Origin of the sequence: Pacificimonas flava, from assembly GCF_000342165.1 — a bacterium.
Lineage (GTDB): Bacteria > Pseudomonadota > Alphaproteobacteria > Sphingomonadales > Sphingomonadaceae > Pacificimonas > Pacificimonas flava.
The window spans coordinates 43,767-67,315 of sequence record NZ_AMRV01000010.1 but is presented as its reverse complement, the minus strand read 5'-3'; the positions used below and the strand labels follow the sequence as shown (position 1 = coordinate 67,315).

Annotated in this window: 28 protein-coding genes and 1 tRNA gene; 19 read left to right on the top strand and 10 right to left on the bottom strand. The window is 63.1% G+C overall.

Annotated features, from left to right (window positions below):
• Window positions 1-100: 100 nt before the first annotated feature.
• The 10 genes from C725_RS12560 to C725_RS12515 all read left to right on the top strand — a co-directional run bounded on the left by C725_RS12560 (window position 101) and on the right by C725_RS12515 (window position 9,808).
• Window positions 101-1,135 (top strand): rod shape-determining protein, encoded by a 1,035-nt coding sequence (locus C725_RS12560; RefSeq protein WP_008603536.1) that lies wholly within the window; start codon window positions 101-103, stop codon window positions 1,133-1,135.
• 10 nt (window positions 1,136-1,145) lie between these two features.
• Entirely contained in the window at window positions 1,146-2,063 is a 918-nt protein-coding gene (locus tag C725_RS15460) for a rod shape-determining protein MreC (RefSeq protein WP_008603535.1), read from the top strand.
• A complete protein-coding gene (mreD, locus tag C725_RS15455) occupies window positions 2,060-2,599 on the top strand; it encodes a rod shape-determining protein MreD (RefSeq protein ID WP_008603534.1) in 540 nt (179 codons plus the stop codon). The genes C725_RS15460 and mreD overlap by 4 nt, the downstream gene beginning before the upstream one ends.
• Window positions 2,596-4,506: a penicillin-binding protein 2 gene (gene mrdA, locus C725_RS12545; protein ID WP_008603533.1), complete on the top strand. Its 1,911-nt coding sequence runs from the start codon at window positions 2,596-2,598 to the stop codon at window positions 4,504-4,506. The genes mreD and mrdA overlap by 4 nt, the downstream gene beginning before the upstream one ends.
• Complete coding sequence (gene rodA, locus C725_RS12540; protein WP_008603532.1) at window positions 4,475-5,602, top strand: rod shape-determining protein RodA; 1,128 nt, start codon at window positions 4,475-4,477, stop codon at window positions 5,600-5,602. Before mrdA ends, rodA begins: the two co-directional genes overlap by 32 nt.
• 97 nt (window positions 5,603-5,699) lie before the next feature.
• Window positions 5,700-5,775: transfer RNA gene (locus C725_RS12535), tRNA-Lys, on the top strand.
• 118 nt (window positions 5,776-5,893) lie between these two features.
• The gene (locus C725_RS15450) at window positions 5,894-6,847 is read left to right on the top strand and encodes a glycosyltransferase family 2 protein (protein WP_008603530.1); all 954 of its coding nucleotides are present in this window, start codon (window positions 5,894-5,896) and stop codon (window positions 6,845-6,847) included.
• Window positions 6,847-7,764, top strand: coding sequence for a glycosyltransferase family 2 protein (locus tag C725_RS15445; RefSeq protein WP_008603529.1), 918 nt, complete (start codon window positions 6,847-6,849; stop codon window positions 7,762-7,764). Before C725_RS15450 ends, C725_RS15445 begins: the two co-directional genes overlap by 1 nt.
• Entirely contained in the window at window positions 7,761-8,705 is a 945-nt protein-coding gene (locus C725_RS12520) for a glycosyltransferase family 2 protein (protein ID WP_008603528.1), read from the top strand. Before C725_RS15445 ends, C725_RS12520 begins: the two co-directional genes overlap by 4 nt.
• Before the next feature lie 8 nt (window positions 8,706-8,713).
• Entirely contained in the window at window positions 8,714-9,808 is a 1,095-nt protein-coding gene (locus tag C725_RS12515) for a glycosyltransferase (RefSeq protein WP_149864673.1), read from the top strand.
• On the opposite strand, the gene C725_RS12510 is transcribed toward C725_RS12515, so the two are convergent.
• Window positions 9,795-10,184, bottom strand: coding sequence for a hypothetical protein (locus C725_RS12510; protein ID WP_038283215.1), 390 nt, complete (start codon window positions 10,182-10,184; stop codon window positions 9,795-9,797). The two genes, C725_RS12515 and C725_RS12510, sit on opposite strands and share 14 nt — an antisense overlap.
• A gap of 310 nt (window positions 10,185-10,494) precedes the next feature.
• On the opposite strand from C725_RS12510, the gene C725_RS12505 reads away from it, so the two are divergent.
• Both C725_RS12505 and C725_RS12500 read left to right on the top strand, forming a co-directional pair.
• Window positions 10,495-11,184: a S24 family peptidase gene (locus C725_RS12505; RefSeq protein ID WP_038283259.1), complete on the top strand. Its 690-nt coding sequence runs from the start codon at window positions 10,495-10,497 to the stop codon at window positions 11,182-11,184.
• Between the two features lie 173 nt (window positions 11,185-11,357).
• Window positions 11,358-11,699 carry a hypothetical protein gene (locus C725_RS12500; protein ID WP_038283213.1) on the top strand — a complete coding sequence of 114 codons (342 nt, stop codon included), beginning with the start codon at window positions 11,358-11,360 and terminating at the stop codon, window positions 11,697-11,699.
• On the opposite strand, the gene C725_RS12495 is transcribed toward C725_RS12500, so the two are convergent.
• Window positions 11,659-12,327: a TetR family transcriptional regulator gene (locus C725_RS12495; RefSeq protein WP_008603522.1), complete on the bottom strand. Its 669-nt coding sequence runs from the start codon at window positions 12,325-12,327 to the stop codon at window positions 11,659-11,661. The two genes, C725_RS12500 and C725_RS12495, sit on opposite strands and share 41 nt — an antisense overlap.
• Window positions 12,328-12,354: 27 nt before the next feature.
• Between C725_RS12495 and C725_RS12490 the strand changes: the two genes are divergently transcribed.
• Window positions 12,355-12,750 carry an acyl-CoA thioesterase gene (locus tag C725_RS12490; RefSeq protein ID WP_008603521.1) on the top strand — a complete coding sequence of 132 codons (396 nt, stop codon included), beginning with the start codon at window positions 12,355-12,357 and terminating at the stop codon, window positions 12,748-12,750.
• Between the two features lie 39 nt (window positions 12,751-12,789).
• Here C725_RS12490 and C725_RS12485 read toward each other — a convergent pair whose 3' ends face one another.
• Together C725_RS12485 and C725_RS12480 are read right to left on the bottom strand one after the other, a co-directional pair.
• The gene (locus C725_RS12485; RefSeq protein ID WP_008603520.1) at window positions 12,790-13,065 is read right to left on the bottom strand and encodes a hypothetical protein; all 276 of its coding nucleotides are present in this window, start codon (window positions 13,063-13,065) and stop codon (window positions 12,790-12,792) included.
• Window positions 13,066-13,146: 81 nt separating this feature from the next.
• Window positions 13,147-13,728: a YqaA family protein gene (locus C725_RS12480; protein WP_008603519.1), complete on the bottom strand. Its 582-nt coding sequence runs from the start codon at window positions 13,726-13,728 to the stop codon at window positions 13,147-13,149.
• Between the two features lie 184 nt (window positions 13,729-13,912).
• Here C725_RS12480 and C725_RS12475 point away from each other — a divergent pair, with 184 nt between their 5' ends.
• Entirely contained in the window at window positions 13,913-14,296 is a 384-nt protein-coding gene (locus tag C725_RS12475; protein WP_008603518.1) for a response regulator, read from the top strand.
• Window positions 14,297-14,304: 8 nt separating this feature from the next.
• On the opposite strand, the gene C725_RS12470 is transcribed toward C725_RS12475, so the two are convergent.
• The 4 genes from C725_RS12470 to rpsU form a co-directional block, all read right to left on the bottom strand.
• Entirely contained in the window at window positions 14,305-14,907 is a 603-nt protein-coding gene (locus tag C725_RS12470) for a heme exporter protein CcmB (RefSeq protein WP_008603517.1), read from the bottom strand.
• Window positions 14,898-15,500 carry a heme ABC exporter ATP-binding protein CcmA gene (ccmA, locus tag C725_RS12465; protein WP_008603516.1) on the bottom strand — a complete coding sequence of 201 codons (603 nt, stop codon included), beginning with the start codon at window positions 15,498-15,500 and terminating at the stop codon, window positions 14,898-14,900. Before ccmA ends, C725_RS12470 begins: the two co-directional genes overlap by 10 nt.
• Window positions 15,501-15,533: 33 nt before the next feature.
• Window positions 15,534-16,040: an FKBP-type peptidyl-prolyl cis-trans isomerase gene (locus tag C725_RS12460; RefSeq protein WP_008603515.1), complete on the bottom strand. Its 507-nt coding sequence runs from the start codon at window positions 16,038-16,040 to the stop codon at window positions 15,534-15,536.
• A 64-nt stretch (window positions 16,041-16,104) separates the two neighbouring features.
• Window positions 16,105-16,311, bottom strand: a complete 207-nt coding sequence (gene rpsU, locus C725_RS15855; RefSeq protein ID WP_008603513.1) for a 30S ribosomal protein S21 — start codon at window positions 16,309-16,311, stop codon at window positions 16,105-16,107.
• 246 nt (window positions 16,312-16,557) lie between these two features.
• Here rpsU and C725_RS12450 point away from each other — a divergent pair, with 246 nt between their 5' ends.
• The 5 genes from C725_RS12450 (at window position 16,558) to C725_RS12430 (ending at window position 21,103) form a co-directional block, all read left to right on the top strand.
• Window positions 16,558-17,274, top strand: coding sequence for a COQ9 family protein (locus C725_RS12450; protein WP_008603512.1), 717 nt, complete (start codon window positions 16,558-16,560; stop codon window positions 17,272-17,274).
• A gap of 55 nt (window positions 17,275-17,329) precedes the next feature.
• Window positions 17,330-17,623 (top strand): FeoA family protein, encoded by a 294-nt coding sequence (locus tag C725_RS12445; RefSeq protein ID WP_008603510.1) that lies wholly within the window; start codon window positions 17,330-17,332, stop codon window positions 17,621-17,623.
• 22 nt (window positions 17,624-17,645) lie between these two features.
• Window positions 17,646-19,493 (top strand): ferrous iron transporter B, encoded by a 1,848-nt coding sequence (gene feoB, locus C725_RS12440; RefSeq protein ID WP_038283249.1) that lies wholly within the window; start codon window positions 17,646-17,648, stop codon window positions 19,491-19,493.
• Between the two features lie 24 nt (window positions 19,494-19,517).
• Window positions 19,518-20,030 carry a single-stranded DNA-binding protein gene (ssb, locus tag C725_RS12435; protein WP_008603506.1) on the top strand — a complete coding sequence of 171 codons (513 nt, stop codon included), beginning with the start codon at window positions 19,518-19,520 and terminating at the stop codon, window positions 20,028-20,030.
• Window positions 20,031-20,119: 89 nt separating this feature from the next.
• The gene (locus tag C725_RS12430; RefSeq protein WP_008603504.1) at window positions 20,120-21,103 is read left to right on the top strand and encodes a bile acid:sodium symporter family protein; all 984 of its coding nucleotides are present in this window, start codon (window positions 20,120-20,122) and stop codon (window positions 21,101-21,103) included.
• Between the two features lie 120 nt (window positions 21,104-21,223).
• Here the strand turns inward: C725_RS12430 and C725_RS12425 are convergent, their stop codons facing one another.
• Window positions 21,224-22,783, bottom strand: a complete 1,560-nt coding sequence (locus C725_RS12425) for a SulP family inorganic anion transporter (RefSeq protein WP_008603503.1) — start codon at window positions 22,781-22,783, stop codon at window positions 21,224-21,226.
• Entirely contained in the window at window positions 22,780-23,469 is a 690-nt protein-coding gene (locus C725_RS12420; protein WP_008603502.1) for a carbonic anhydrase, read from the bottom strand. Before C725_RS12420 ends, C725_RS12425 begins: the two co-directional genes overlap by 4 nt.
• Window positions 23,470-23,549 lie beyond the last annotated feature (80 nt).

Here is a 23,549-nt window from a genome sequence, read left to right as displayed (position 1 = left end):
TCACTCGCTCGGCGCTGCATGATTTCTCGCAAAGCGTCGCCGAGGTCGTTATGAGGCGGAACACTGTTGCCCACCTCCGCCAGAAAGTTCGCCCAAGCGCATGCTCAACAAGCTCTTTTCCTTCTTCAGTTCGGACATGGCCATCGACCTCGGCACGGCCAACACGCTCGTGTATGTGCGCGGAGAAGGCATCGTGCTGAACGAACCGTCCGTCGTGGCGATGGAAACCATCGATGGGCGGAAGAGCGTGAAGGCGGTCGGCAACGACGCAAAGATGATGATGGGCAAGACGCCCGGCTCCATTGAGGCCATCCGTCCGCTGTCGGAAGGCGTTATCGCGGACATCGACGTCGCCGAGGACATGATCAAGCACTTCATCAACAAGGTGCACAAGCGCGGGTTTCTTTCGCATCCGGAGATCGTCATCTGCGTGCCGTCCGGATCGACGAAGGTGGAGCGGCGCGCCATCCGCGACGCGGCGCTGAATGCCGGGGCAAGCCAGGTTTACCTGATCGACGAGCCCATGGCCGCCGCCATCGGCGCGGGCATGCCGGTGACGGAGCCGATCGGGTCGATGGTCGTCGATATCGGCGGCGGGACGACCGAGGTGGCCGTTCTCAGCCTGCGCGGCATCGCCTACACGACCAGCGTGCGCACCGGCGGCGACAAGATGGACGATTCCATCGTTTCCTACGTTCGCCGAAACCATAATCTGCTGATCGGCGAGGCAACGGCCGAGCGGATCAAGGCGACCATTGGTACCGCGAAGCCGCCGGCCGAGGGCGTCGGCCGCACGCTCGATATCAAGGGCCGCGACCTGATGAACGGCGTGCCGAAGGAAATCACCATCAACCAGGCGCAGGTCGCCGAGGCGCTTTCCGAACCGGTCAGCCAGATCGTCGAGGGCGTGCGGCAGGCGCTTGAGAACACCGCTCCGGAACTTGCCGCCGACATCGTCGATCAGGGCATCGTCATGACCGGCGGCGGATCCCTGCTCGGTCAGCTTGACGAGGTCATTCGCGACGCGACCGGCCTGCCCGTGACGGTTGCGGACGACCCGCTGACCTGTGTCGCCTTCGGAACCGGCAAGGCGCTGGAGGACCCGGTCTACCGCGGCGTCCTGACAACTCAGTAGGAAGCGGTCTATGGCGTGGCCGCCCCGCCGCAAGACATCGCGAACCACGAAGCGGGAGCAGACCCAGGCGCTGCTTGGCCGCGGCGTACTGATCGTCGTCCTTTTGATTGCGGCCATGCTGCTGATCCTCAGCCGGTACGCGCCGGCGCGCACCGACGATCTGCGCGGTGCCAGCGCCGACGCTGTCGCGCCGTTCTGGCGCCTGCTGCAGGTGCCGATCACCGCCCTGTCGAACGCCAGCGACAATATCGGCAATTATTTCGATGCCGTGAACCGGGTGAAGCGGCTCGAAGGACGAGAGGCCGTCTACCGCGCCCGGCGCGTGCAGTTTGAAGAGGCGGTCCGCGAGAACCGGGAATTGCGAGCGCTGATGGGTGTGGTCGAACCCGACCGCGCGCGCGTCGGCACCTTCGCCATCTCGGGTGCATCGAGCGGCGTCTTTTCCTCCGAAGCATTGATCGGCGGTGGCTGGCGTCACGGCGTCCGCACGGGGCAGCCCGTTCGCACGCCGCAGGGCCTGATCGGACGCACCGTGGAGGTCGGCCATAACGCCGCCCGCGTCATGCTGGTGACGGATATTTCAAGCCGCATTCCGGTTCGCGTCGTTCGCACCGGGCTGCCTGCTCTCGTCGTCGGAGCAAACCAGCCGCTGCTTCAGGTCGACCTGACCGGCCCGACCTCGAACCAGGTCGAAATCGGCGATCGGTTGATCACGTCCGGCGATGGCGGGCTGTTCTCGCCGGGCATTCCCGTCGCGACGATCGTACGGGCCGAAGAAAACAACACGCCGCTCGCAAGACCGGCAGCCCTTCCCGCCCTGACGCAATATGTGCTTGTCGAGGAGCCTTGGGGCACGAATTTCGAGGCTGTGACCGAGCAGCAGGAACCCGAGGCATCCCTGCCCATGGAGTCGGTGCCGACCCCATGAGCAGCCGGCCCTATCGCTCCCTGTCCACAGGCGAGAAGGTTGCGCTGTTCATCGGGAATATGAAGCGCGCCATTCCGTTCCTGGCGACGGTGTTCGGGTTCCTGCTGACGACGATACCCTTTTTCCCGCCGCTCGCCGTCATTCCGAACTTCGGCCTTCTTCTCCTATTTCTCTTCGCGCTCTACCGCCCGACCCAGCTTGCGGCGTGGTCTTCCGTGCCGCTTGGCTTCATCGCAGATCTTTTTCTGAACATGCCGCTTGGGGCGAACGCCCTTCTTATGCCTTTATTCATGTTGGCCATTTACTATGTGGATACGCTGACGAGGCGCGTACACTGGTTCGCGGACTGGCTGATGTCGGTCCCGTTCATTTTGGGCTACCAGTTCGTGCTGTGGATGTTGTGCCGCTTTGGCGGCCCGGACGCGCCGCTGCTTCCCTTCCTGACGCAAGGGGCAGCCACGATTGCGGCGTTTCCGCTGATCGCATTCCTGTTCGTCAGCGTACAGCGTCGTTTCGTAGATAGGCTTACCAAGTGAGAACCGACGCAGAAAGGCAGCACACCTTCACCCGCCGCGCGATCTTCGTCGGCGGCCTGCAGGCTGCTGCCGCGGCGCTGCTCGGCGGCCGGATGGTCTATCTCTCGGTCTTCGAAAGCGAAAAATACAGTACGCTGGCGGAAGAAAACCGCGTTGCCGTCCGCCTGATCCCGCCCCGGCGCGGCTGGATCGTCGACCGCAATGAAAAGCCAATTGCGATCAATCAGCCGGAATACCGGCTGGAAATGGTTCCCGAGCAGATCGACGACATCCCGGCGATGCTCAGCCGGCTTCAGTCCTTCCTGAAACTGCCGCCGGAGGAGATGCAGCGGATTCGCGAGGAAATCGATGCGAAGCCTGCTTATCTGCCGATCGAGATTGCCAGCAATGTGGACTGGCAGGAATACAGCGCCATCAACGTCCGCCTGCCCGAACTGGACGGTGTCCAGCCGGTTCGCGGCTTCACCCGCTATTATCCCGAGGGAGCGGCGGTCGGCCATTTGATGGGCTATGTCGGCGCCCCGACACGCGAACAATGGCTGGAGCATGACCGCGACCCGCTGTTCCTGCATCCCGCGTTCAAGGTCGGAAAGGACGGCGTCGAGCGCGAACTCGACGAACGGCTGCGCGGCAAGCAGGGCGCGCGGCGGGTGGAGGTCAATGCGCGGGGCCGCATCATTCGCGACCTCGAAACCCAACCCGACGTGCCCGGCGAAACCGTCCGTCTGTCTATCGATCGGGATTTGCAGGCCTTCTCCGCGCGCCGGATCGGTCCGGAATCCGGCAGCGTCGTCGTGATCGACACCCGGACGGGCGAGATCCTGACGATGGTTTCAATGCCCGCTTTCGATCCCAACGATTTCTCGGACGGAATCAGTCAGAAGGAATGGGACGCACTGATGGGGGATGAGATGCGTCCTCTCATCAACAAATGCGTGCAGGGTGTCTATCCGCCGGGGTCGACCTTCAAGCCCGTGACCGCCCTCGCGGCGCTGGCGGCAGGCATCAGTCCGGACGACCGGGTGGTCTGCAGTGGCGGCTATCAGCTCGGCCGGCATCGGTTCGCCTGTTGGCGTCGCGGTGGCCACGGTGCGACCGACCTTTACAAGGGCATATATCAAAGCTGCAACGTCTACTTCTATACGCGCGGTCGCCAGATCGGAATCGAGGCGATCCACGACATGGGCGCAAAGCTCGGTCTCGGGCAAAGCTACGACACGTTGCAATTGCCGCATCAGAATAGCGGAATTCTCCCCGATCCAGCGTGGAAGCGAGACCGCTACAATCAGGACTGGCTGGTCGGCGAAACGCTGAACAGTTCCATCGGACAGGGCTATAACGCCATGTCGCCGCTGCAGCTTGCGGTGATGGCTGCACGAGTCGCCAGCGGCCATGCGGTCATGCCGACACTCCTCGCCGGCGACAGTCATCAGGGCGCGCCGCTCGATATCGATCCCGTTCATTTGCAGGATGTCCGGCATGGCATGGACCTTTGCGTGAACGGACCTGCCGGAACCGCCGGCCGTTCACGCCTGCCGCTTTCCGACGTGCGCATGGGCGGCAAGACGGGCACGGCGCAGGTCCGCGCGCTGGCCAAGAACCGGGGCGGCGGCATTCCATGGAAATATCGCGATCACGGTCTGTTCATCGCGTTCGCGCCGGTTGAAAATCCCCGTTACGCAATCAGCGTGACGGTCGAACATGGCGGTGGCGGCAGCGTTGCGGCAGCCCCGATCGCAAAGGACGTCATGACCTTCATCTACGACAAGGACAAGGCGCTCGCCTCGCTGCGCCGGCTTGAAGACGCCTGGGGCATCACACCTGTCGCGGGGGACCTGTTCAGGCGGCCGGAGACGATCAGGACGGAGAGCGCCGATGGCCTCGCTGGCACTACCCGACCGGCTTAACCGGCTTCCCCTCCTCACCGTCGTCGCCGTGCTCGCGCTTGGCGGCTTCAGTCTGCTGGTGTTGTATTCTGCCGCTGGTGGAAGCCTGAGACCCTGGGCGCTCAATCAGGGGGTTCGTTTCGCGGCGATGTTCGTGATGATGCTCGGCATCAGCCAGCTCGACATGCGGATATGGATGCGTTTCGCCTACCCCATTTACGGTCTGTGCCTGATTTTACTGCTGGCGGTCGAAATCATCGGACAGGTCGGCGGCGGATCGCAGCGCTGGCTCAATCTTGGGGTCATCAATCTTCAACCCTCCGAACTGATGAAGATCGCTGTCGTTCTCGCGCTGGCGCGGTATTATCACTTTCTTCCAAGAGCGAACGTCAAGTCTTGGAAGGCGCTGGTTTTTCCTGCAACGCTTCTCGCTCTTCCCGCCGCACTCGTCATGCTGCAACCGGACCTTGGGACAGCACTCGCGATCCTGTTCGGCGGCACGGCCATCGTCTTCCTTGGCGGCGCGTCCGCCTGGCTGTTCATCACGGGCGGTGCACTTGCCATCGTTGCGATCCCGCTCGCCGTAAAATTTCTGCTGCACGGCTATCAGCAGAAGCGTGTCCTGATCTTTCTCGATCCGGAGGCGGATCCCCTCGGGGCGGGTTATCATATCACCCAGTCTAAAATCGCCATCGGCTCCGGCGGCATCGGCGGCAAGGGCTTCATGTCCGGTACGCAAAGTCATCTGCAATATCTTCCGGAACTGCACACCGACTTCATCTTTGCGACCATGTCGGAGGAATGGGGCCTGATCGGCGGCCTGTTCGTCATCGCCTGCTTTGCGATCATCATCGCCCGCGGTGTCGGGACGGCGCTGACCGCCCGCACGATCTTCGCGCAGCTCGTCGCCATGGGCATGTCCGCAACGCTGTTCTTCTACGTCTTCGTCAACCTGGCCATGGTCATGGGCTTTGCGCCCGTCGTGGGCATTCCGCTCCCATTGATGAGCTACGGCGGTTCGGCCATGCTGACGGCCACTTTGCTGGTGGGAATCCTGCTCTCCGTACACGGCCAGAGGGATCGGACGCGCCTGACGGAGGGTCCTGGTCGAATCTAGGCTTTGACAAGCCGGCCCGACTCTATTATCTCCCCGCCTCCGCCGGTCGATCCGGCACTTCCGGCCAACCAGAATTGGCCGACCGGCATGCCGGTGTGGACGCATAGCTCAGTTGGTAGAGCAGCTGACTCTTAATCAGCGGGTCCTAGGTTCGAGCCCTAGTGCGTCCACCATTTTCTGGTCCGAAACCACTATGCGCACGTTCTTGCTGGCGGTTACGCGATCTTAAGCGGGATGGGTGAGAACGACTGTGCTAGTGCCGCACCGTTTTTCCCCTTATTGGACGCAGCCATGAATGGGCGCCCTCGCTTCTCCGTCATTCTCATCTCGCATAACCGAGCGGACTTTCTGACGGAGGCGCTCGATTCTGTCGCTGCGCAGACATGGCCGGCCTCGGAAATCTTCGTTGTCGATGATGGCTCGACCGTGGACATCACGCCCGCCACGAAGGACCGGGACGGCCTGCCCCTGACCGTGATCCGGCAGGACAATGCAGGGCAGCAGGCCGCCCGCAACACGGGCGCCGCCGCAGCCAGTGGAGACTGGCTCGTCTTTCTGGACGACGACGACCAGTTCCTGCCCGATCATCTGGAAACGCTGGCGGGGGCGATTCAGTCGGGAACGCCCGACACCGTCTTCGCGAATTTCGTTCGCTTCGAAGATGGCGAGGACGAGGCGGAGAGCTTCTTCGCCCGCTTTCCGAAACATTTCCCGCCCGGCAACCTGTCCGGCGGCTATCAGCATTTCGCCCGCTGGCCCGTCGAGGATCAGGCCGAACTTTCGATCTTCTACCCGTCGGTCATGGCCATTCGCCGCCAGCATTACGAAGCCATCGGCGGTTTCGATCCCAGGATCCGCGGCATCAAGTGCGAGGATATGGAGTTCACCACGCGCGCAACCTATCGCTCTCCGCTCGCGCTCTCGCTGAAGCCCACTGTGCGCTACCGGATGCACGAGGGAAATAGCGTTCGCGACCCGCTGAAGCGCGAGATCGGCAAGCTGCGCATCTGGGATTGGCTGCGCGGCACGCTCGACTGGAACAAAGAAGAGCGGGCCTATCTCGACAGGCTGATCGCAGAGCGCGCGCCGCATGCCTTTCGCGCCGCCTTCCTTCTGAAGGACAGGGCCGAGCTGGAGCGCGCCGCGGCGCTTCTCCCTTCACCCAGTAAGCTGCACCCGAAGCAGTGGCTGCGCCGCCTCTATGCGATGATCGCTTTCCCGCGTCCCGGCGGTGTCCAGCGATAATGGCAACGCCCCGCGTCTCCATCATCGTTCCCGTCTATAATGGGGCGGCACACCTGCCGGAACTTTTTAACAGGCTCGCGGGTCAGACCTGGGACGATTTCGAAGTCGTTATCGCGGACGATGCCAGCACGGACGACAGTCTGGCGCGGGCGAGACAGCTGGCCGGCACAGCCCCCTTCCCCGTAGCGGTTCTCGAAGCGAGCAGGAATGGCGGCCCGGCTGCGGCGCGCAACCGCGGCATTGGCGCGGCACGCGGCGAGATCGTCGCCTTCTGCGACGTGGACGACAGGTGGATGCCGCAAAAGCTATCACGGCAGCTCCAACTGTTCGACGCGCGGCCGGAGCTGACGATCGTGGGTGCGCAGGGCACGATCCGCATACCGGATGGCGGAGCGATCGGGATGCTGATCCCGGACAGCGTTTTTCGCATGCCGGACCCCCGTCTGGCCCTCTTCTGGGACGCCTTTCTGCAAACCAGCGCGGTGACCGCAAGGCGGACGGCCATACCCTCGAACGGCTTCGATGAAAGTTTTCAGATCGGGGAGGACCGCGACCTGTTCATTCGCCTCGCCATGGAAGGGCGGCTCGGGCTGATCGAGGAGCCGATGTTCGACTATGTCCGCGTGCCGGAAAGCACGATGGTGCGAAAGGCGGTCACGCATCGCCGCGATACGATCCGCATGATCCGGCTGAACCTGAAGCGGTACGGCGACAGGCTTTCGCCCGCGCAGCGCCGCTTTGCCCTCGGAAAGGCCTATTATGACGCGGGAGAGGCGCTGATCGATCCGCCACACTCGCAAATCGGCGGCGCGCCCTATCTCGCGCGCGCAGCGGCGCTGGGATACCGGCCCGGCCGATGTGCCAGCAAGACGCTCTCCCTGCTGGCGCGGCGTACGGGACTGAAGCGCGCCGCATGACCCAGCGCACCTTCGACCTGGTCGTTTGCAGCTACAACCGGTCCGACCGGATCGAACCGCTGTGCGCGAATCTGATGTCGACCCCGGTGCCGAACGGATGGCGCCGGCGGGTCTTCCTCGTCGACAACAACTCCACCGACGATACGGCCGAGGTCGGCAAGGCCATGGCGCGGCGTTACGGGCCTGAACTCGCCTATATGTTCGAACCGCGCCAAGGATCCTCGGCGGCCCGCAATCGCGGCATCGCGGCATCGGATGGCGAACTGGTCGGCTTCGTCGACGACGACGAACTCCTGCAAGAGGACTGGTTTCATGCCGCCATTGCAGCGTTCAAGGCCGACGCGGACCTCGACTTCATCTCCGGCGTTTACGAACCGAATTACGAGGCGCCGCCACCCCGCTGGCTGCCGACACACAATTACCCCGCCGTCATCGGGATCGTGAAGCCCAGCACGCAGGTACAGACCTACGGCGAATGGCCGGGGGAATTGATGGCTGGCAATTTCGTCATCCGGCGTTCGGTGATTGAGGAGGTTGGCCCGTTCGATCCCGATTATGGCCGCTACGGGACGGGCACCGGCACGGGCGAGGACAGGGAATTGCATCAACGCCTGCTGAGGGCGGGAAAGAGAGGGCAGTTCCGGCCCGAGCTCGTCATCCGCCACGCCATTCCGGAAAGCCGGATGAGGCGATCCTATTATATGCGCTGGGCCTATTCGAACGGGCAATCGAATGCGCGCATGGATCGCGGTCAGGTGGCCGGCCCGGCCTTTCTGGGCCTACCCCGCTGGCGGTGGCGCCAGGGCATAATGGGTCTCGGCACCTACCTTCTGGGTCCGCTGAGCGGCGTTGAGGCAAGCCGGCGTTTCGGGGGGCTTCTCGACTTCGTCAGCCTGGGCGGACAATTGTCCGGGCTGTTCGGTCAGAGCCGGCGACCGTGACCGCCGCGATGAGCGAAGACGATAAAGCCCGCCCGCAGGAACAACCGTTCCGCATCCAGCCGATGCCCAACTGGCGGGAAAACGCCTATCTAGATCTGTTCTACGGTCATCTGGACGGCATAGAGGCGGCCAGCGGCACGTTGCCCACCTGGCCGCCGGAGGCGCTCCGGACCGCCATGGCGCAGATCGACGCGCTTCATTTCCACTGGCCCGAGGCGATCTGGCGCGGCCCAAGTGGGCGCGTGACCGCAAAGTCGCTGATCGATTTCACGCGGCTGCTCACCGAAACACGCCGCATGAAGCGGCCGATTTTCTGGACGGTGCATAATCTGAGGCCGCATGAGGGCGCGGCAACGGGCGACTGGCTCGGCGGGCTGCTCCTCGGTCGTTTCGCCGACCTTCTGATCTGTCACGACCCGCAAACGGCCAAGAAGGCACGCGCCCGCTTTCATCCGCGCGGCGAGGTCGTCGTCATGCCGCACGGCAATTACGGCAATGCCTTCCCTCCATCGCGGCCGGCCGACGGCGTTCGCCGGGAGCTGGGACTGGATCCCGATCGCCCGGTTCTATCGATTATCGGGCTGCTGCGCGGTTACAAGGGGTTCGACGTGGCACTTGCTGCGCTTCGCGATCTGCCCGGCGTCCAGCTGCTTATCGCCGGGACACCGCATGAAACCTTTGACCTGGGAGCGCTAAAGGCCGCCGCGGCAGCTCAATCAGACGTGCATATCGTCGCTCGCCGCCTCAGCGAACAGGAACTGAGCGACTATCACGGCGCCAGTGATCTGGTGCTCCTTCCCTATCGCAACATCACCGGAAGCGGCGCGCTCTTGACTGCGCTGACGCTCCACCGCGCCGTGGTCACGTCCGACCTCCCCTTTTTCTCGTGGATGTTGGAGGGGCATCCCGCCGCCGGCAGAACGGCCCGTGCCGGCACGCTCGCCGAAACGATTCACGCGATGCTGAATGTTCCAGCCGATGAGCGGGAGGCGGCGGCAGGGCGCCTCGCCTCCCGCTATGACTGGAGCAAATGCGCCGCGAGCGTAGCCCCCGCGCTTCTTCGCCATCTTGCCGGAACCCACCATCGCGTCATTCGCGAATAAGCAGCGTTTCGAAATGGACCAGAGAGTAGGCGCCGCCGTCCCCGTCCACAAACATGTCCGTTTGGACACGCGCAGCCTCGGCCAGGAAATAGCCCGTCACGGGATCCTCCGGCGTCAGAACATGCGTCTCCAGCGCAGCGGCATAGGCGTTCACCGCGTCCTCCTCTCCGATGATCTTGATCGTCAGTTCGGTTCTGTAACCTTCCAGCGAGCCACTCGCCCAGGGTGCAGTATGAAGACGCTCGACTGATGCGATAGGATTCTTCCAATCGGGTCGGGTCGAAAGCTGCCGCTGCCCCCCTTTTTCCCACAAGGAGGCCGCCACAAAACGCAGCGCCGTCTCCAAAAGCGCGCGCACACACTCCTCAGAATTCATCCTGGGCACCCCCGGCGAGATTCAAATACTGCAGTACGCGCGCTCGTGTTTCGGCACGCAGCTGCCGTCCCCTTCTGAGATCGAAGACAAGGCGCGGATCGCGGACCGACTCTCGTCCAATCCGTGTGGCGCTGCGTCCTGTTCTGCGCATGCAGACATCTATTTGAGTTAGAATGGTCATCTCGTCCTCATCACGTTCCAACACGCTGGAAATTATGCAGGTATTTTCCTATTATGCTAGGCAAATAAACATCATGTTGAACTTGTTCATCTTTTGTTCTATCACATGCGAAACGACAGGATTGGCGATGTGAACGACTCGGACCGAATCAGGCACAGGCTGGACGAACTGATCCGCAACAGCGCGGACGATTACGCATCGATTTCGCGGCTGCTAAACCGGAATGCCGCTTATATTCAGCAGTTTATAAAGCGTGGTGTTCCCAAGAAACTCGATGGCGATGACCGTCGACAGCTCGCGCGGCACTTCGATGTTCCGGAATCGGAACTTGGCGGTCCGGTGGCCGAGCGTCGCGCCAGGCCACTGCTTGCAACGGGGGAACGGCAGCCGGACGATTATCTGCTGATTCCCTATTTTTCCGCGATCGGTGCATCCGCAGGGCCCGGGGCGCTGCTGGCCGAGGAGGAACTCGCGGAGTCCGCCTTGGCCTTTCAGGCGCGCTGGGTCACCGATATGTGCAAGAGCAATCCGGACCTTCTGTCCGTCATCAAGGTGCAGGGGGATTCCATGCTGCCCACATTGGGCGATGGTGATCCGATCCTTGTTGATCGCGGCGATGCAAGCGAGCATCTGCGAGACGGCATCTATGTCATGCGCGCGGAAGACACGCTGCTCGTGAAGCGGGTCTCGCGTAGTCCCGCCGGTCGGCGCATCCGCGTGACCAGCGACAATGACATCTATCCCGATATCGGTGAGTGCGATCCCGCGGAGATCGATATTATCGGCCGCGTTATCTGGGTCGGCCGCCAGCTCCGCTGAACCATGTAAGAGCAGCCGCCGCGGCGACGCCTATAGCAAGGCCGACAAGAAAGCCGATGGATGGCTGTTCAAGAACGATGCCGATGACCGCACCGCTGAGTACGCAGCCCGCGATCACGATTCCCACGCCATTGGACGCTTTTTTCATTTCGCTTCCAGAGCGATAGGGCCGGATGTATTATTCTGGGACACCGCGTACACTAATTTTCCTTCTGATCGAATTGGCCGTCGCGCCCGCCCGCCATGGTCTGCAGTTTTTCAAACTGGCCCGCTTCTTGCTGATAGCGAAGAAAAAGGCGGAGTGGGCATCAGTGTATATTCAAAGTCTCATGGATCGTCACTCGTTTGACGAAGCGGCCGCTCTGGTCGCAGAATTCGGTCCCGAGGCTGTCGTGGAGGCAGCCTTCCTGGCGGATTCACATCGTACGGACCCGGCGAGTTTCGCACGTTGGCGTCAGGTCGAGCGCGCCGTGCTCATGCTTCAACTTGAGGACGTCGTCGGCGAACTTCACTAGCACGCTCCCCCTCCGGCGCAGAGGCGCCGTTGGCGAGCGGCATCAGCCGCAGCAACGCCTGCAAAGATCCTGTCACCTGCGCGCGAACTTCATCCTCGTGGATACCGAGTTCGCTTTGCAGGTCGCTGGCAACCAGCGCGTGGCCGAGAGCGGGCAACATGACTGCCAAGGTCACGCGCGCGGAGTCGATCTTGCGGCGGCCAGGCACGGAGCCGGTCAGAGCGTCCACGAGATCGGCCACTGCCGCGTGGAACGGGGCGAGGTCCGCACGCTTCCCCGACAATTCGACCCAGGCGATCATTCGGGTCGCGCCGCCTCGTCCAAATGCGTCGAACACCGTATCGACGATCTCTCTAGGGCTCGCCCTGCCGGCACGCATTTCAGCGGCCAAATGTCCGACGATGGCCGTCAATTCCCGTGTCATGGCGCCGATCAGTGCCGCATGAAGACCGCCGACGGACCCAAAATGATGGGTGATGTTGCCGTGCGTCATGCCCAGCGACTTGGCGACCGCCTTCAGCGTGACGGCTTGCGGTCCCTCGTTGATCAGAAGAGCGCGCGCAGCCGCGACGGCATCTCGCCTGACCTCCTCGGGCGTTCGCCTGCCCTTGCGAATTGTTATTGGCATCGGTGACAATATACCTATAATGAACCCATGAACGCGGCCGAGATCGAACATCCCTTATCCGTCGATATATCGCATATCGATCACATGGGTCATGTGAACAATGCCGTGTACCTGAACTGGGTTCAGGAGGCCGTTGTTAAACATTGGGAACGCTTTGCCCCGCGCGATGCGCAGGCGCGCTATCTCTGGGTCGCCCTGAAGCACGAGATTACCTACCGCCGCGCAGGCTTCCTGGAGGACAATCTGACAGCTTCGGTTGTTCTTGAAAAGGTGCGCGGCGTTCGCGCCTTCTATCGCACGCTGATCAAACGCGGCGAAGACGTGTTGGCCGAGGTCGAGAGCGTGTGGTGCAGTGTGGACAGCGCCTCCCACCGGCCCACACGCATTGCGCGCGATGTGGTCCGGCGGTTTCTTTCCGACTGAGAAGGATGCCGTTCGGCGGAGGGCTGATGCCGGCCCTCTTTAGCTATGCGGTGCGTAGACCGGCAACGGATCCTCGTTCGAACGCTCCTGCGCGGGACCGTCGGCCGCACCAGTGACGGGACCGCGGCTCTGTTCCTTCATCTTCCGATAGGCGGCAAGCCCGCCCATCACGGCCAGACCTCCGAAAGCGAGCTTGCGGAAGCGCCTGGACACGAGGCCATAGCCGATTGCGGCACCGGCCGGGCCGCCAATCGTCGTACCGAGTGTCCGCGCCGCCTTGCGCCCGATGGTGGCGCCAATGACTTTCCCAATCATGCAACTTACCCTTTCTAGAACGTCCACATCTGAATGTGCGGAAGCGGCGCTGCGTTCCCCCTCACCTGAACGGAGGGTTCCTCAGAACAGAAAGCGGACGGCCAGAAAGCCGCCAACGAGGAGAAGGGCGAATAGCGAGGTAATAAGACCGAAATGCCGGTCCAGGAGCGCTTTCACGGGCGGCCCGAACAGCTTCAGAAGGCCCGCCAGCAGAAAGAAGCGGGCACCGCGGCTGACGACACTGGCAGCCAGGAGCACGTAGATGCTGAGCCCCGTCGCGCCGCTGGCGATCGTCACGATCTTGAACGGGATCGGCGTGAATCCGGCCAGCAGGACGATCAGCCAACCTCGCTCGTTGAAATCTGCGCTGATCTGCGCGAATTGCTCACCCGCACCGTAGAATTCCAGCAACCACCGGCCGGCAGTTTCGAAAAATGTCGCACCGATCATCCAGCCAATGGCCGCTCCCAATACGGATGCGAACGTCGCGATCCCGGCATATTTCAGCGCCCGCTCCGGCCTCGACAGGGCCATCGGTGCCAACACCACGTCCGGCGGAATGGGAAAGAAGCTCGACTCGACAAGGGAAATCACGGCCAGCCAGCGTTCGGCGAGCGGATGCGCCGCCTTCGCCAGAGTCCAATCATATAGGCGTTTGAGCATGGGGCCGCTTAGCGTACGCGTCGCTGCCGACAAGAGACTTGGTTGACACACAGGGGAGAAAACTCGGATGGGGGAAGAAACTTTCCACAGCCGAAAACGTCTGATGGAAATGCGCCGAATGCGCTGCAGCCATTCTCGGGGGAGTTTTTGAGTTGCGCAGAAGTGTTAAAGTCGCGGTCCCGCTATGACGGATCCCTGCATCAGCAGCCTGAATGGCCGCTCGGTCCTTATTGTCGAGGACGAGGTCTTGATCGCTCTCGATATCGAGGCGGCGCTGGAAGACCGCGGCGCGATCGTGCACGGGCCCATCACGCGTCTCTCGGACGGCCTGCCGATTGCAGAAGACCCCGAACAGGAATTCGACTGCGCCGTCCTCGACGTTAATCTCCGCGGGGAGGAGGTGTTCCCCATCGCCGAACGTCTGAGGGCGCGCGGCGTACCGTTCCTGTTTCACACGGGACATGGCGACAGCGAAACACTGCAGCGGCGTTTTACCGGTGCGCCGGTCTGCAACAAGCCGTTCCAGACCGAACGCCTTGTCAGCGAGCTCGAGAAACTGATCGACTGAGGCCGCTTTCAGGCCTCTGCCGCGCGCAAAGCCGCAGCCGCCGCGAAGGGTGCGGTCACGACGAGCACGAGCGTCGCGGCCGCCAACAGACGAAATTCTCCGCCAGCGCCGAATATGAGGACCGGAAGTGCAAGCGGCAGGATCAGAAGCCCCGCCAGCGCCTCGCCCCCACGCGCGCCAGCGATAAGCGCGCCCGCTGCAACGGAAAGCGCTGCCAGGGCCATGAACCCCACGGGAAATGCAGGCCCGAGAAGTGCTGTCCCCCCGGGCATCAAGACGCTCGCGAGCACGCACGCGGCCAGCAGGGGCAGCGCCACGCTGATATAGAGACCGAGAATGCGGGCCGCGGCAATGGTTTCGAAGGCCAGCCCGCCGACACGCAGCTGATCGAGAACCCCCGCCTCGAGATCGCGTGCGAAAATCGTACCGACCGGTAGCAGAAAGGCGAGGAGTGCGGCCGTCCAGAGAGTACCCGGCCCGATTTGAACCAGCGTATCGCGTTCAGGCCCCGCCCCGAACACCGAGAGGCTGACCACGATCAGGAAAAACGCCACGGGCACGAAGGCATCCTCGAACCGCACATAGCGGGCGATGAGACGTCTCAGCCGCATCGCGGTCTTCCGCCCAGTTCAAGTTGGCGGGCGTCCTGAAGGCCGAGATCGTCATGCGTCGCGGCGACGATCGCTCCGCCGTCCAAACGGTGCCGGTCCATCGCCTCCGCCAGATGATTGCGGTTTTCCGCGTCGAGTCCCACCGCCGGCTCATCGAGCAGCCAGAGTCTCGCTCCCGAAGCCAGCACCCGGACCAGGGCAACACGGCGCTGCTGCCCTTGAGAAAGAGTTCGCAAGGGAAAGGGGCCAAGCGCCTCAAGTCCGAACCGCCTGAAAACGCTCTCATCCGCCACGCCCCAGTCCGCAAGTTCTGCTGCCACCGTGTTTGCCGTCGTAAGACCGTTCCGATGGCCCAGATAGGATAGCGGCACGCGGCGAACGACTGCGCCGACGGTGGGCGTGAGGAGACCGGCGAGAATACGTAGCAGGGTCGATTTGCCCGACCCGTTTGGCCCGGTGAGTTGAATCGCCTCACCTGCGGAAAGCGTGAACTCGATATTGCGGAATAAGGGGCGATCGCGTCGAACCATCCCGAGGGCGGAGGCGGAGATGAGGGTCTCTCCGCGGTCGCCTTGCAGGCTCGTGCATTTCATGTGGTCGACATGGGCGGCAAGGCGCCCGCGAAACTACTGCCCGAGAAGCTGCTGCATGTCCGCCGCACGGCGTACATCGAGCAGTTCGACTTCGAAGGTCAATTCTTCATCGGGCGGAATGACGCCGCCGGCGCCCTCAGGGCCGTAAGCGAGGTCGGATGGAATGATGAAGCGGTAGCGCGCGCCCGGCTTCATCAGTTGCAGCCCTTCGGTCCAGCCCGGAATAACCTGACTGACGCCGAAGGCGGCCGGCGTGCCGCGCTGATAGCTGGAATCGAAAACCGTGCCGTCCTCCAGCGTGCCCTCATAATGAACCAGAACCTGATCATCCGGTCCCGGCGCCTCGCCATTTCCAGCGCGAAGCACTTGATATTCCAGCCCCGACTCCGTCGTTACCATCTGCAGATGACGGGTGCCAACGCAGGAGAACAGCCCCGCCACGAGCACAGCGAGAGCAAGCAGCACAAGCCAGAACCCCACGCCGCGGTGGCGAATTTGGTCTTTGTGCATCGGGTCGTCGATCGTCGAGCGGCGGGCCATGCGGAACTTTCTGGCTGCAGGAAACGCATTCGGCCAGCGCGCGGGAAGCGCCGGCCGGCTTTTCTTAACGGATACCGTCGCGTTCCATACGCTTGCGCTCAAGTTTGCGCGCCCGGCGGATCGCGGCAGCACGCTCCCGTGCCCGCTTTTCCGACGGCTTCTCATAGTGACGACGCAGCTTCATCTCGCGATAGACGCCCTCGCGCTGCAGCTTTTTCTTGAGCGCGCGCAGCGCCTGGTCGACATTGTTGTCACGAACGATGATTTGCATGCGGTCTAAATCACTCCAATCTTCGAGAAAAACACGCGCAAGCGGATATCCTTACCCCATGCACGATGCACCGCAGAACGAATCCTGCAGTGGAAACGCGCGGCTCATACCAATGACGCACAAGGTCCGCAAGGCGTTCCGGCGCTCAAGGAGGTATAGAACAGGCACACCGCTGTCTTTCGGACACAGCGGCATGCGACGCTACAACGCTTGCAACACATATGGGGGCTGACGCATGAACATGCCATGACCTCTTTCCGCTCTTCCTCCTCATCCTCCTCGGCCCCGGCAGCAGCGCCAGCCGATCTGGAGCCGGCGGACATGACCCTCGACGAACTGCGTCCCGTCCTGATCCGGGAGATGCTGCCGGACATCGTGTTCGACGGGTGGACGTGGGCCGCGGCATCGGCGGCGGCCGAGCGGCTGCAGATCCCGCCGGAGCGCACGCGCCTCGTCTTTCCGAACGCGGAACGGAGCATGGTCGAGGCGTGGATCATGCTCGCCGACAGCGACATGGCAGCGCAGCTTCAAGCCGAGAATGTCTCGGCCATGAAGATACGGGAACGGATCCGGCGCGCGATCGAGATACGGCTGGAGCAGGCCTACCCTTATAAGGAGGCGGTCCGCGCGGCCGCACAGATCCTATCCCGCCCGCAAAACGCCGCTGCCTCCGCGCGGCGTCTTTGGCGGACCGCGGACGTGATCTGGCGCTGCGCCGGAGACGACGCCACCGATTATAATCATTATACCAAGCGCTTGACCTTCTCCGCGGTTTATTCGAGCACGCTCCTCTATTGGTTGCAGGACGACAGCGAAGGCTTCGCCGACAGTCGCGCCTTCCTCGACCGGCGGATCGAGAATGTCATGCAGTTCGAAAAGACGAAGGCGAGCGTCCTCAAGGTGCGCCACCGCCTGCCCTCCCCCGTTCGTTTTCTCGGGCGCCTTCGTTACCCCGGCGTCTAGCCATGGCGTCAAAAGGCTGATAATTGTTCGCAATAGTCTTTTGGAATGATTGCTTATGAACATTGTCGACCTGAAGCCCGGCACGCGTGCCACAGTGGCTGCGATTCAAGCGAACGCCCTCGATGAGCAGCGTTTGCGGGAACATGGCGTCGACGAGGGTATGGAGGTCGAGTTGTTGCACCGGGCCGCGCTGGGTGCCGATCCGATCGCGATTCGGATCGGAAATTGTTGCGTCGCCATGCGACGTGCGATGGCCAGACATATTCTCGTGACGCTGGAAAGCGAAACCGCCGCTGCGGACGTGTCCTATACGCCCGCCCATGCACCGCAGGTGCAGGCCGCCGAATAAGAGGGGCGAACGCCCGATGACAATGACCGCTGCGCCCGCCGTGGCGCTGGTCGGCAATCCCAATGCCGGCAAGACCAGCCTGTTCAACGCGCTGACCGGCGCCCGCCAGAAGGTCGCCAACTATCCCGGCGTCACCGTCGAGCGAAAAGCGGGGGTTTTGCGCCTGCCCGACGGTTCCAGCGCGGAACTGATCGACCTGCCCGGCGCCTACAGCCTCGATCCCCGATCGCCCGATGAGGCCGTGACGCGCAACGTGCTGATGGGCCGGCAGGAGGGTGAGACCCTGCCCCGCGCCATCGTCGCGGTCGTCGACGCCACCAATCTTCCCGCGCAGCTCCGGTTCGTTCTTGAACTCAAAATGCTGGGCCGCCCGCTCGTCGTGGCGCTCAACATGATGGACCTTGCGAAGCGCGACGGCCTGACGATCGACGTGCCCGCGCTAGAGCGTGAACTCGGCGTGCCCGTCGTACCGACCGTTGCCGTTCGCCGGCGTGGCCTTGACGACCTCGGCCAAAAGGTTCTGCCTCTGCTGACGAAGATCGAGGCCGCCTCTGCCTCTCGCGAACCTCAGGACATGCGCAGCCTGCAGCGGCGGGCCCGGCAGATCGCTGACGCGGTCGTGACTGGTGGGCATCAGGCCGGCGGCTTGACGCGCCGGATAGACCGGGTCGTGTTGCATCCCGTCGCCGGACCTCTCATCCTTGCCGCCGTCCTCTTCTTCATGTTTCAGGCGGTTTTCGCCTGGGCGGAGGCACCGATGGCCTGGATCGAGGGCCTGATCGCGGTGCTGCAAGGCGCCGCAAGCAATATCCTTCCCGCCGGCTTTCTTCGCAACCTGATCAATGAGGGTCTGCTCGCCGGTGTCGGTGCCGTCATCGTCTTCCTGCCGCAGATCGTCATCCTGTTCGCCTTCATCCTGGTCCTCGAACAGTCCGGCTACATGACGCGCGCGGCCTTCCTGATGGACAGGCTGATGGCAAGTGTCGGCCTCTCCGGGCGCGCGTTCATCCCGCTCCTGTCGAGCTTTGCCTGCGCCATTCCCGGCATCATGGCGACGCGGACGATCGCCGACCCGAGGGACCGTTTGACGACGATCCTGATCGCGCCGCTGATGACCTGCTCGGCGCGGCTTCCCGTCTATGCCGTCATCATCGCGGCGTTCATTCCAGACCGGCCGGTGGGCTTCGCCAATCTGCAGGGTCTCGTGCTCTTCGGCCTCTATGCGTTCGGAGTCGTCGGCGCGCTTCTGGCAGCCCTTGCCCTCCGCAGCACGGTCACGAAGGGCAAGCATAGCGGCTTCCTGATGGAAATGCCGAAATATCAGTGGCCCGCGATTCGCGATCTCGGCATCGGCATATGGCAGCGTGCATGGGCCTTTCTGCGGCGTGCCGGCACCATCATTCTCGCCTCGACCATCGTGCTTTGGGCATTTGCAAGCTTTCCGCGTGCGCCGGAGGGCGTGAGCCAGGTCGACTATTCCATAGCGGGCCGGATCGGCACCGGTCTCGAGCATGTGTTCGCGCCGATCGGTTTCAACAAGGAAATTTCCATCGCTCTCGTCCCCGGCATGGCCGCACGGGAAGTCGCCGTCGCCGCGCTCGGCACGGTCTACGCCATCGACGCGGAGGAAGAGGACGTGCTGCAAGGGCAGTTGGTCGACCGGTTGAGAAACGCTTGGCCGCTGCCGACCGCCCTCGCCTTCCTTGCATGGTTCGTGTTCGCACCGCAGTGCATTTCCACCTTCGCCGTCACCCGGCGGGAAACGAACGGCTACAAATGGCCGATCTTCATGTTCGCATACCTGTTCGCCATGGCCTATGTGGGGGCGGGAATCACATATTGGACCGCACGCTGGGCGCTGGGCGCCTGACGGCGGCAACAGCGAAAGGACATCATGTCGGGAAGCCTGAACAAGGTCATGCTGATCGGAAATCTGGGCCAGGATCCGGAATTCCGGTCGTTCGCCAATGGCGGCGAAGTCTGCAATTTGCGCCTCGCCACGACGCGGACCTGGCGTGACCGCCAGTCCGGCGAGCGGCGCGAGAACACCCAGTGGCATTCCGTTGCCATCTTCAATGAGCAACTCGTGAAGATCGCCCGCGACTATCTGAAGAAGGGTATGAAGATTTACGTCGAGGGCGAGTTGCAGACACGCAAGTGGCAGGACCAGAACGGCAATGACCGTTATACGACAGAGGTTGTCCTGCAGAATTTTCGCGGCGAGCTCACCATGCTTGACGGTCGCGGCGGCGACGGCGGCTCCGGCGGCGGCTATGGCGGGGGTTATGGCGGCAGCTCCGGCAGCGACTTCGGCGGAAGCGGTGGCGGTGGCGGTGGCGGTGGCGGTGGCTCGCGCCCGCAACGCCCGACGTACGACGACGATCTCGACGACGACGTTCCCTTCTGATCCCTTCGTCTTGACCCTAGACTTGCGGGCGGGGCGCGGGTCGGCCCATCGCCGCTCCGCCCGCCAGCCCGATTTTCGAACGGTCCGACATGCTTAGAATTCCGAAGCGTGTCGACCGCTACAGCGCGGCGCTTCTTGCATCCGTCCTGCTGGCTTCGCTGCTGCCCCTCAGGGGCGCCGGCGCCGACATCTTCGCAGCCGTCACGTCGCTCGCCATAGCGCTGCTCTTCTTCCTGCATGGCGCGAAGCTCTCTCGTGCCGCCATTGTCGGCGGGCTGACCGCCTGGCGGTTGCACCTCGTCATCCTTGCAGCGACGTTCCTTCTGTTTCCCATCCTCGGCCTTGGATTTCGCGAACTCGGCACCCTGATTCTGGCCCCCTCGCTGGCGTCGGGTTTTCTGTTTCTGGCGCTGCTCCCGTCCACGGTTCAGTCTTCCATCGCGTTTACGTCGATCGCGGGCGGAAACGTTCCCGCCGCGATATGCAGTGCGTCGCTTTCCAACCTCATCGGCATCGGTCTCACGCCACTCCTCGTCGCTGGACTGATGGGAGGTGCGGGGACGATAGCCCTCGGAAAGGTTGAAACGATCGCGCTTCAGCTCTTGTTACCATTCCTTCTCGGCCACCTGTCCCGGCCGCTGACGGCAGGATTCGTGCAGAAGCATGGCAGCCTTGTCTCCTTTGTGGATCGCGGCTCAATCCTGCTGGTTGTGTACACGGCCTTCAGCGCCGCCATCGTGCAAGGCTTGTGGCAAGACGTTCCGGCCTGGCAAGTTGCGGCACTGGTCCTCTTATCGAGCCTGCTGCTCGCCATCGTGCTCTTGCTGACGCGCGGGGCGGCACGCTGCCTTGGGTTCTCTCGTGCGGATGAAATCGCGATCCTGTTCTGTGGATCGAAGAAGAGTCTCGCATCCGGCGTTCCCATGGCAGCCATCCTGTTTCCGGCGGCTGCGGTCGGCCCGGTGATCCTGCCCCTGATGATCTTTCACCAGATTCAGCTCCTCGTCTGCGCGGTCCTCGCGCGTCGATATGCACGCCAGCCGCTCGCGGCCCAGCCAAAACAGCGGAAATAAAAATGCCCCGAACCGAATGCGGTCACGCATTCGATCCGGGGCGATGTGACCTGCGACGGGGGCAACATCGCAGGCCACCGGCAGGGAAGGGCTACTGATCAGGCTGCGTAGCCCCGACCCCTACGCGGCTGCGAGCGCGGATATCCTCGCCCCGGCACTGCCATCGGCAGCGCGAACTTCGGTTTCCAGCCCTCTCTGCCTGCGACTCTTGATCGCATCGGCAATCATTTCCGCGCAGCTGTGATCGCTGAACTTCAGGTCGGTCATGTCGAAACGAACCGCGCGGTCGCGCGGCAGATCGTCAAGGCACTTCGTCAGATCGTCGACCTGAAGCACCGTTGCCTTGCCGGACAGACGCACATCCTCGCGCTCTTCCGTCCGCTCCCGATCGACGTGCAGACGGCGATCGCGGAAATGCGGCAGCAATTCGATCATTGACAGCCCGAGGCCGACCATGACGCCAACCAGCAGGTCCACGGCCACAACGGTGATGAGCGTGGCCGCCCAGATCGCGGCCGGCAATGCACCGTGGCGGCGGAACAGTTTCTTGCCGTCGTCCAGCTTCACCAGCTTCGCGCCGACGACGACGAGCACGCCGGCGAGAGCAGCAGTCGGGACGAGCGCCAGGACCTGCGGAAAGACCGCAACGAACCCGAGGATCCAGATGCCGTGGAGAATCGTCGACCAACGCGACACGGCCCCAGCCTGAACATTGGCAGAGGACCGTACGATCACGCCGGTCATCGGCAGCGCCCCGACCAGACCGCAAATGAAGTTCCCGACGCCCTGAGAGCTCAGTTCCTTGTTGAAGCGTGCCTTCACCCGGTCCTGCATCTTGTCCACAGCCGCTGCGGACAGCAGCGTTTCGGCGCTGGCGATGAACGCAACGGCAACGGCGGTGAAGATGATCGACGGGTTCAGGAGCAGACTGAATTCCGACGGGTTCGGAAGCGTAAGGCTGCTCAGAAGGTCTTCAGGCACGATGACCCGGTCGACATTCAGGTTGGCGAACGTCGCAAGAGCGATTCCGGCAAGCACGCCGAGAAGCGCACCGGGCACCAGCTTCAGCTTCTCCGGCTTCCACTTGTCCCAGGCCAGCATGGTCAGGATCGTCGCGAGACCGACAGCAAGCGCGGCCTCCGCCGAACTCGGATCGGCGAGGGACAGGTCGAAGAACGCGCGCGGAATCTCCACCAGGTTCGTCAGACCCGACGCCTGCGGGCTCTGATCCATCAGGACATGCACCTGCCCTGCCAGAATCAGCACGCCGATGCCGGCAAGCATGCCGTGAACGACGGCCGGCGAAACGCCCCGAAACCATGTGCCGATCTTCAGCGCACCAGCGACGAGTTGCAGGATTCCGGCAAGCACCAGGATGGGCACGAGCGATTCAATCCCGTAATCGTTCACGATTCCGAAAACGATGACGGCGAGGCCGGCGGCCGGACCGCTGACTTGAAGCGGCGATCCCGCGACCATGCCAACGGCGATGCCGCCGACGATCCCGGTGATCAGACCCAGTGCGGGCGGAACACCCGACGCGAGCGCAATGCCCATGCACAGCGGCATCGCGACCAGGAAGACCACGAACGACGCTGCGATGTCGCGAACGATGTTCGCACTCTTGTAGCCGTGCGGATCGACGTCCGGCACGCCGGACGCGGCGGGAGCGGTCGTCATGCCGCCGCTCCGATCGGCGCCGCCGGCACCGCCGCCTGTCGGCCGCGGTCCGCGACCGAGAGCGCACCGCCGTCCGCCTTGTGGAAGAGGCCGGTCGCGCCATCAAGCGCCTCAACCTCGCCGGATTCGATATCAAACACCCAGCCATGCAAACGCAGCTTTCCGGATGCCAGCCCAGCCGCGACGGACGGATGACTCTTCAGATGCGTGAGCTGGACAATGACGTTCTCACGGATCAGCGCGGCCGTCTGCTCGCCTGCATCCTTGCCGGCACAGCACGCGCGAACCGCTTCGTTCGCGGCATGGGCGTGGCTGAGCCATTCCTTTACCGTCGGCATGATCTCCAGCGCCTCGGGTGTCTGAAAGGCCTTCATGGCCCCGCAGTCGGAATGACCGCAGATCACGATGTCCTCGACACCCAGCGCGACGACCGCATATTCGATCGCAGAGGAGACGCCGCCCGGATGGCGGCTGTACGGCGGGACGATATTGCCGGCGTTGCGGCACACGAACAGATCACCCGGTTCCGACTGAGTAATGAGTTCCGGCACGACGCGCGAGTCGGCGCAGCTGATCATCAGCGTTTTCGGTGCCTGTCCGTTCTGCGCCAGGTCCCGGAAGCGCTCGCTCTTCGTCGGAAAGATTTCGCCCTGAAAGCGGCTGACGCCGTTAATAAGCAGATCCAAGATTTTCCTCCATAAACTTCGGGGTCCCGAGAGGGACCGTCAGCGCAGAAAATGAAGGAGGATTGTTTCCCCGGACCCCC

Bases quoted from the DNA above. Each gene is read 5' to 3' on its own strand.
- C725_RS12560 (WP_008603536.1), top strand. From the start codon at position 101: ATGCTCAACAAGCTCTTTTCCTTCTTCAGTTCGGACATGGCCATCGAC.
- C725_RS15460 (WP_008603535.1), top strand. From the start codon at position 1,146: ATGGCGTGGCCGCCCCGCCGCAAGACATCGCGAACCACGAAGCGGGAG.
- mreD (WP_008603534.1), top strand. From the start codon at position 2,060: ATGAGCAGCCGGCCCTATCGCTCCCTGTCCACAGGCGAGAAGGTTGCG.
- rodA (WP_008603532.1), top strand. From the start codon at position 4,475: ATGGCCTCGCTGGCACTACCCGACCGGCTTAACCGGCTTCCCCTCCTC.
- C725_RS15450 (WP_008603530.1), top strand. From the start codon at position 5,894: ATGAATGGGCGCCCTCGCTTCTCCGTCATTCTCATCTCGCATAACCGA.
- C725_RS15445 (WP_008603529.1), top strand. From the start codon at position 6,847: ATGGCAACGCCCCGCGTCTCCATCATCGTTCCCGTCTATAATGGGGCG.
- C725_RS12520 (WP_008603528.1), top strand. From the start codon at position 7,761: ATGACCCAGCGCACCTTCGACCTGGTCGTTTGCAGCTACAACCGGTCC.
- C725_RS12515 (WP_149864673.1), top strand. From the start codon at position 8,714: ATGAGCGAAGACGATAAAGCCCGCCCGCAGGAACAACCGTTCCGCATC.
- C725_RS12510 (WP_038283215.1), bottom strand. From the start codon at position 10,184: ATGAATTCTGAGGAGTGTGTGCGCGCGCTTTTGGAGACGGCGCTGCGT.
- C725_RS12500 (WP_038283213.1), top strand. From the start codon at position 11,358: ATGTATTATTCTGGGACACCGCGTACACTAATTTTCCTTCTGATCGAA.
- C725_RS12495 (WP_008603522.1), bottom strand. From the start codon at position 12,327: ATGCCAATAACAATTCGCAAGGGCAGGCGAACGCCCGAGGAGGTCAGG.
- C725_RS12490 (WP_008603521.1), top strand. From the start codon at position 12,355: ATGAACGCGGCCGAGATCGAACATCCCTTATCCGTCGATATATCGCAT.
- C725_RS12485 (WP_008603520.1), bottom strand. From the start codon at position 13,065: ATGATTGGGAAAGTCATTGGCGCCACCATCGGGCGCAAGGCGGCGCGG.
- C725_RS12480 (WP_008603519.1), bottom strand. From the start codon at position 13,728: ATGCTCAAACGCCTATATGATTGGACTCTGGCGAAGGCGGCGCATCCG.
- C725_RS12475 (WP_008603518.1), top strand. From the start codon at position 13,913: ATGACGGATCCCTGCATCAGCAGCCTGAATGGCCGCTCGGTCCTTATT.
- C725_RS12470 (WP_008603517.1), bottom strand. From the start codon at position 14,907: ATGCGGCTGAGACGTCTCATCGCCCGCTATGTGCGGTTCGAGGATGCC.
- ccmA (WP_008603516.1), bottom strand. From the start codon at position 15,500: ATGAAATGCACGAGCCTGCAAGGCGACCGCGGAGAGACCCTCATCTCC.
- C725_RS12460 (WP_008603515.1), bottom strand. From the start codon at position 16,040: ATGGCCCGCCGCTCGACGATCGACGACCCGATGCACAAAGACCAAATT.
- rpsU (WP_008603513.1), bottom strand. From the start codon at position 16,311: ATGCAAATCATCGTTCGTGACAACAATGTCGACCAGGCGCTGCGCGCG.
- C725_RS12450 (WP_008603512.1), top strand. From the start codon at position 16,558: ATGACCTCTTTCCGCTCTTCCTCCTCATCCTCCTCGGCCCCGGCAGCA.
- C725_RS12445 (WP_008603510.1), top strand. From the start codon at position 17,330: ATGAACATTGTCGACCTGAAGCCCGGCACGCGTGCCACAGTGGCTGCG.
- feoB (WP_038283249.1), top strand. From the start codon at position 17,646: ATGACCGCTGCGCCCGCCGTGGCGCTGGTCGGCAATCCCAATGCCGGC.
- ssb (WP_008603506.1), top strand. From the start codon at position 19,518: ATGTCGGGAAGCCTGAACAAGGTCATGCTGATCGGAAATCTGGGCCAG.
- C725_RS12430 (WP_008603504.1), top strand. From the start codon at position 20,120: ATGCTTAGAATTCCGAAGCGTGTCGACCGCTACAGCGCGGCGCTTCTT.
- C725_RS12425 (WP_008603503.1), bottom strand. From the start codon at position 22,783: ATGACGACCGCTCCCGCCGCGTCCGGCGTGCCGGACGTCGATCCGCAC.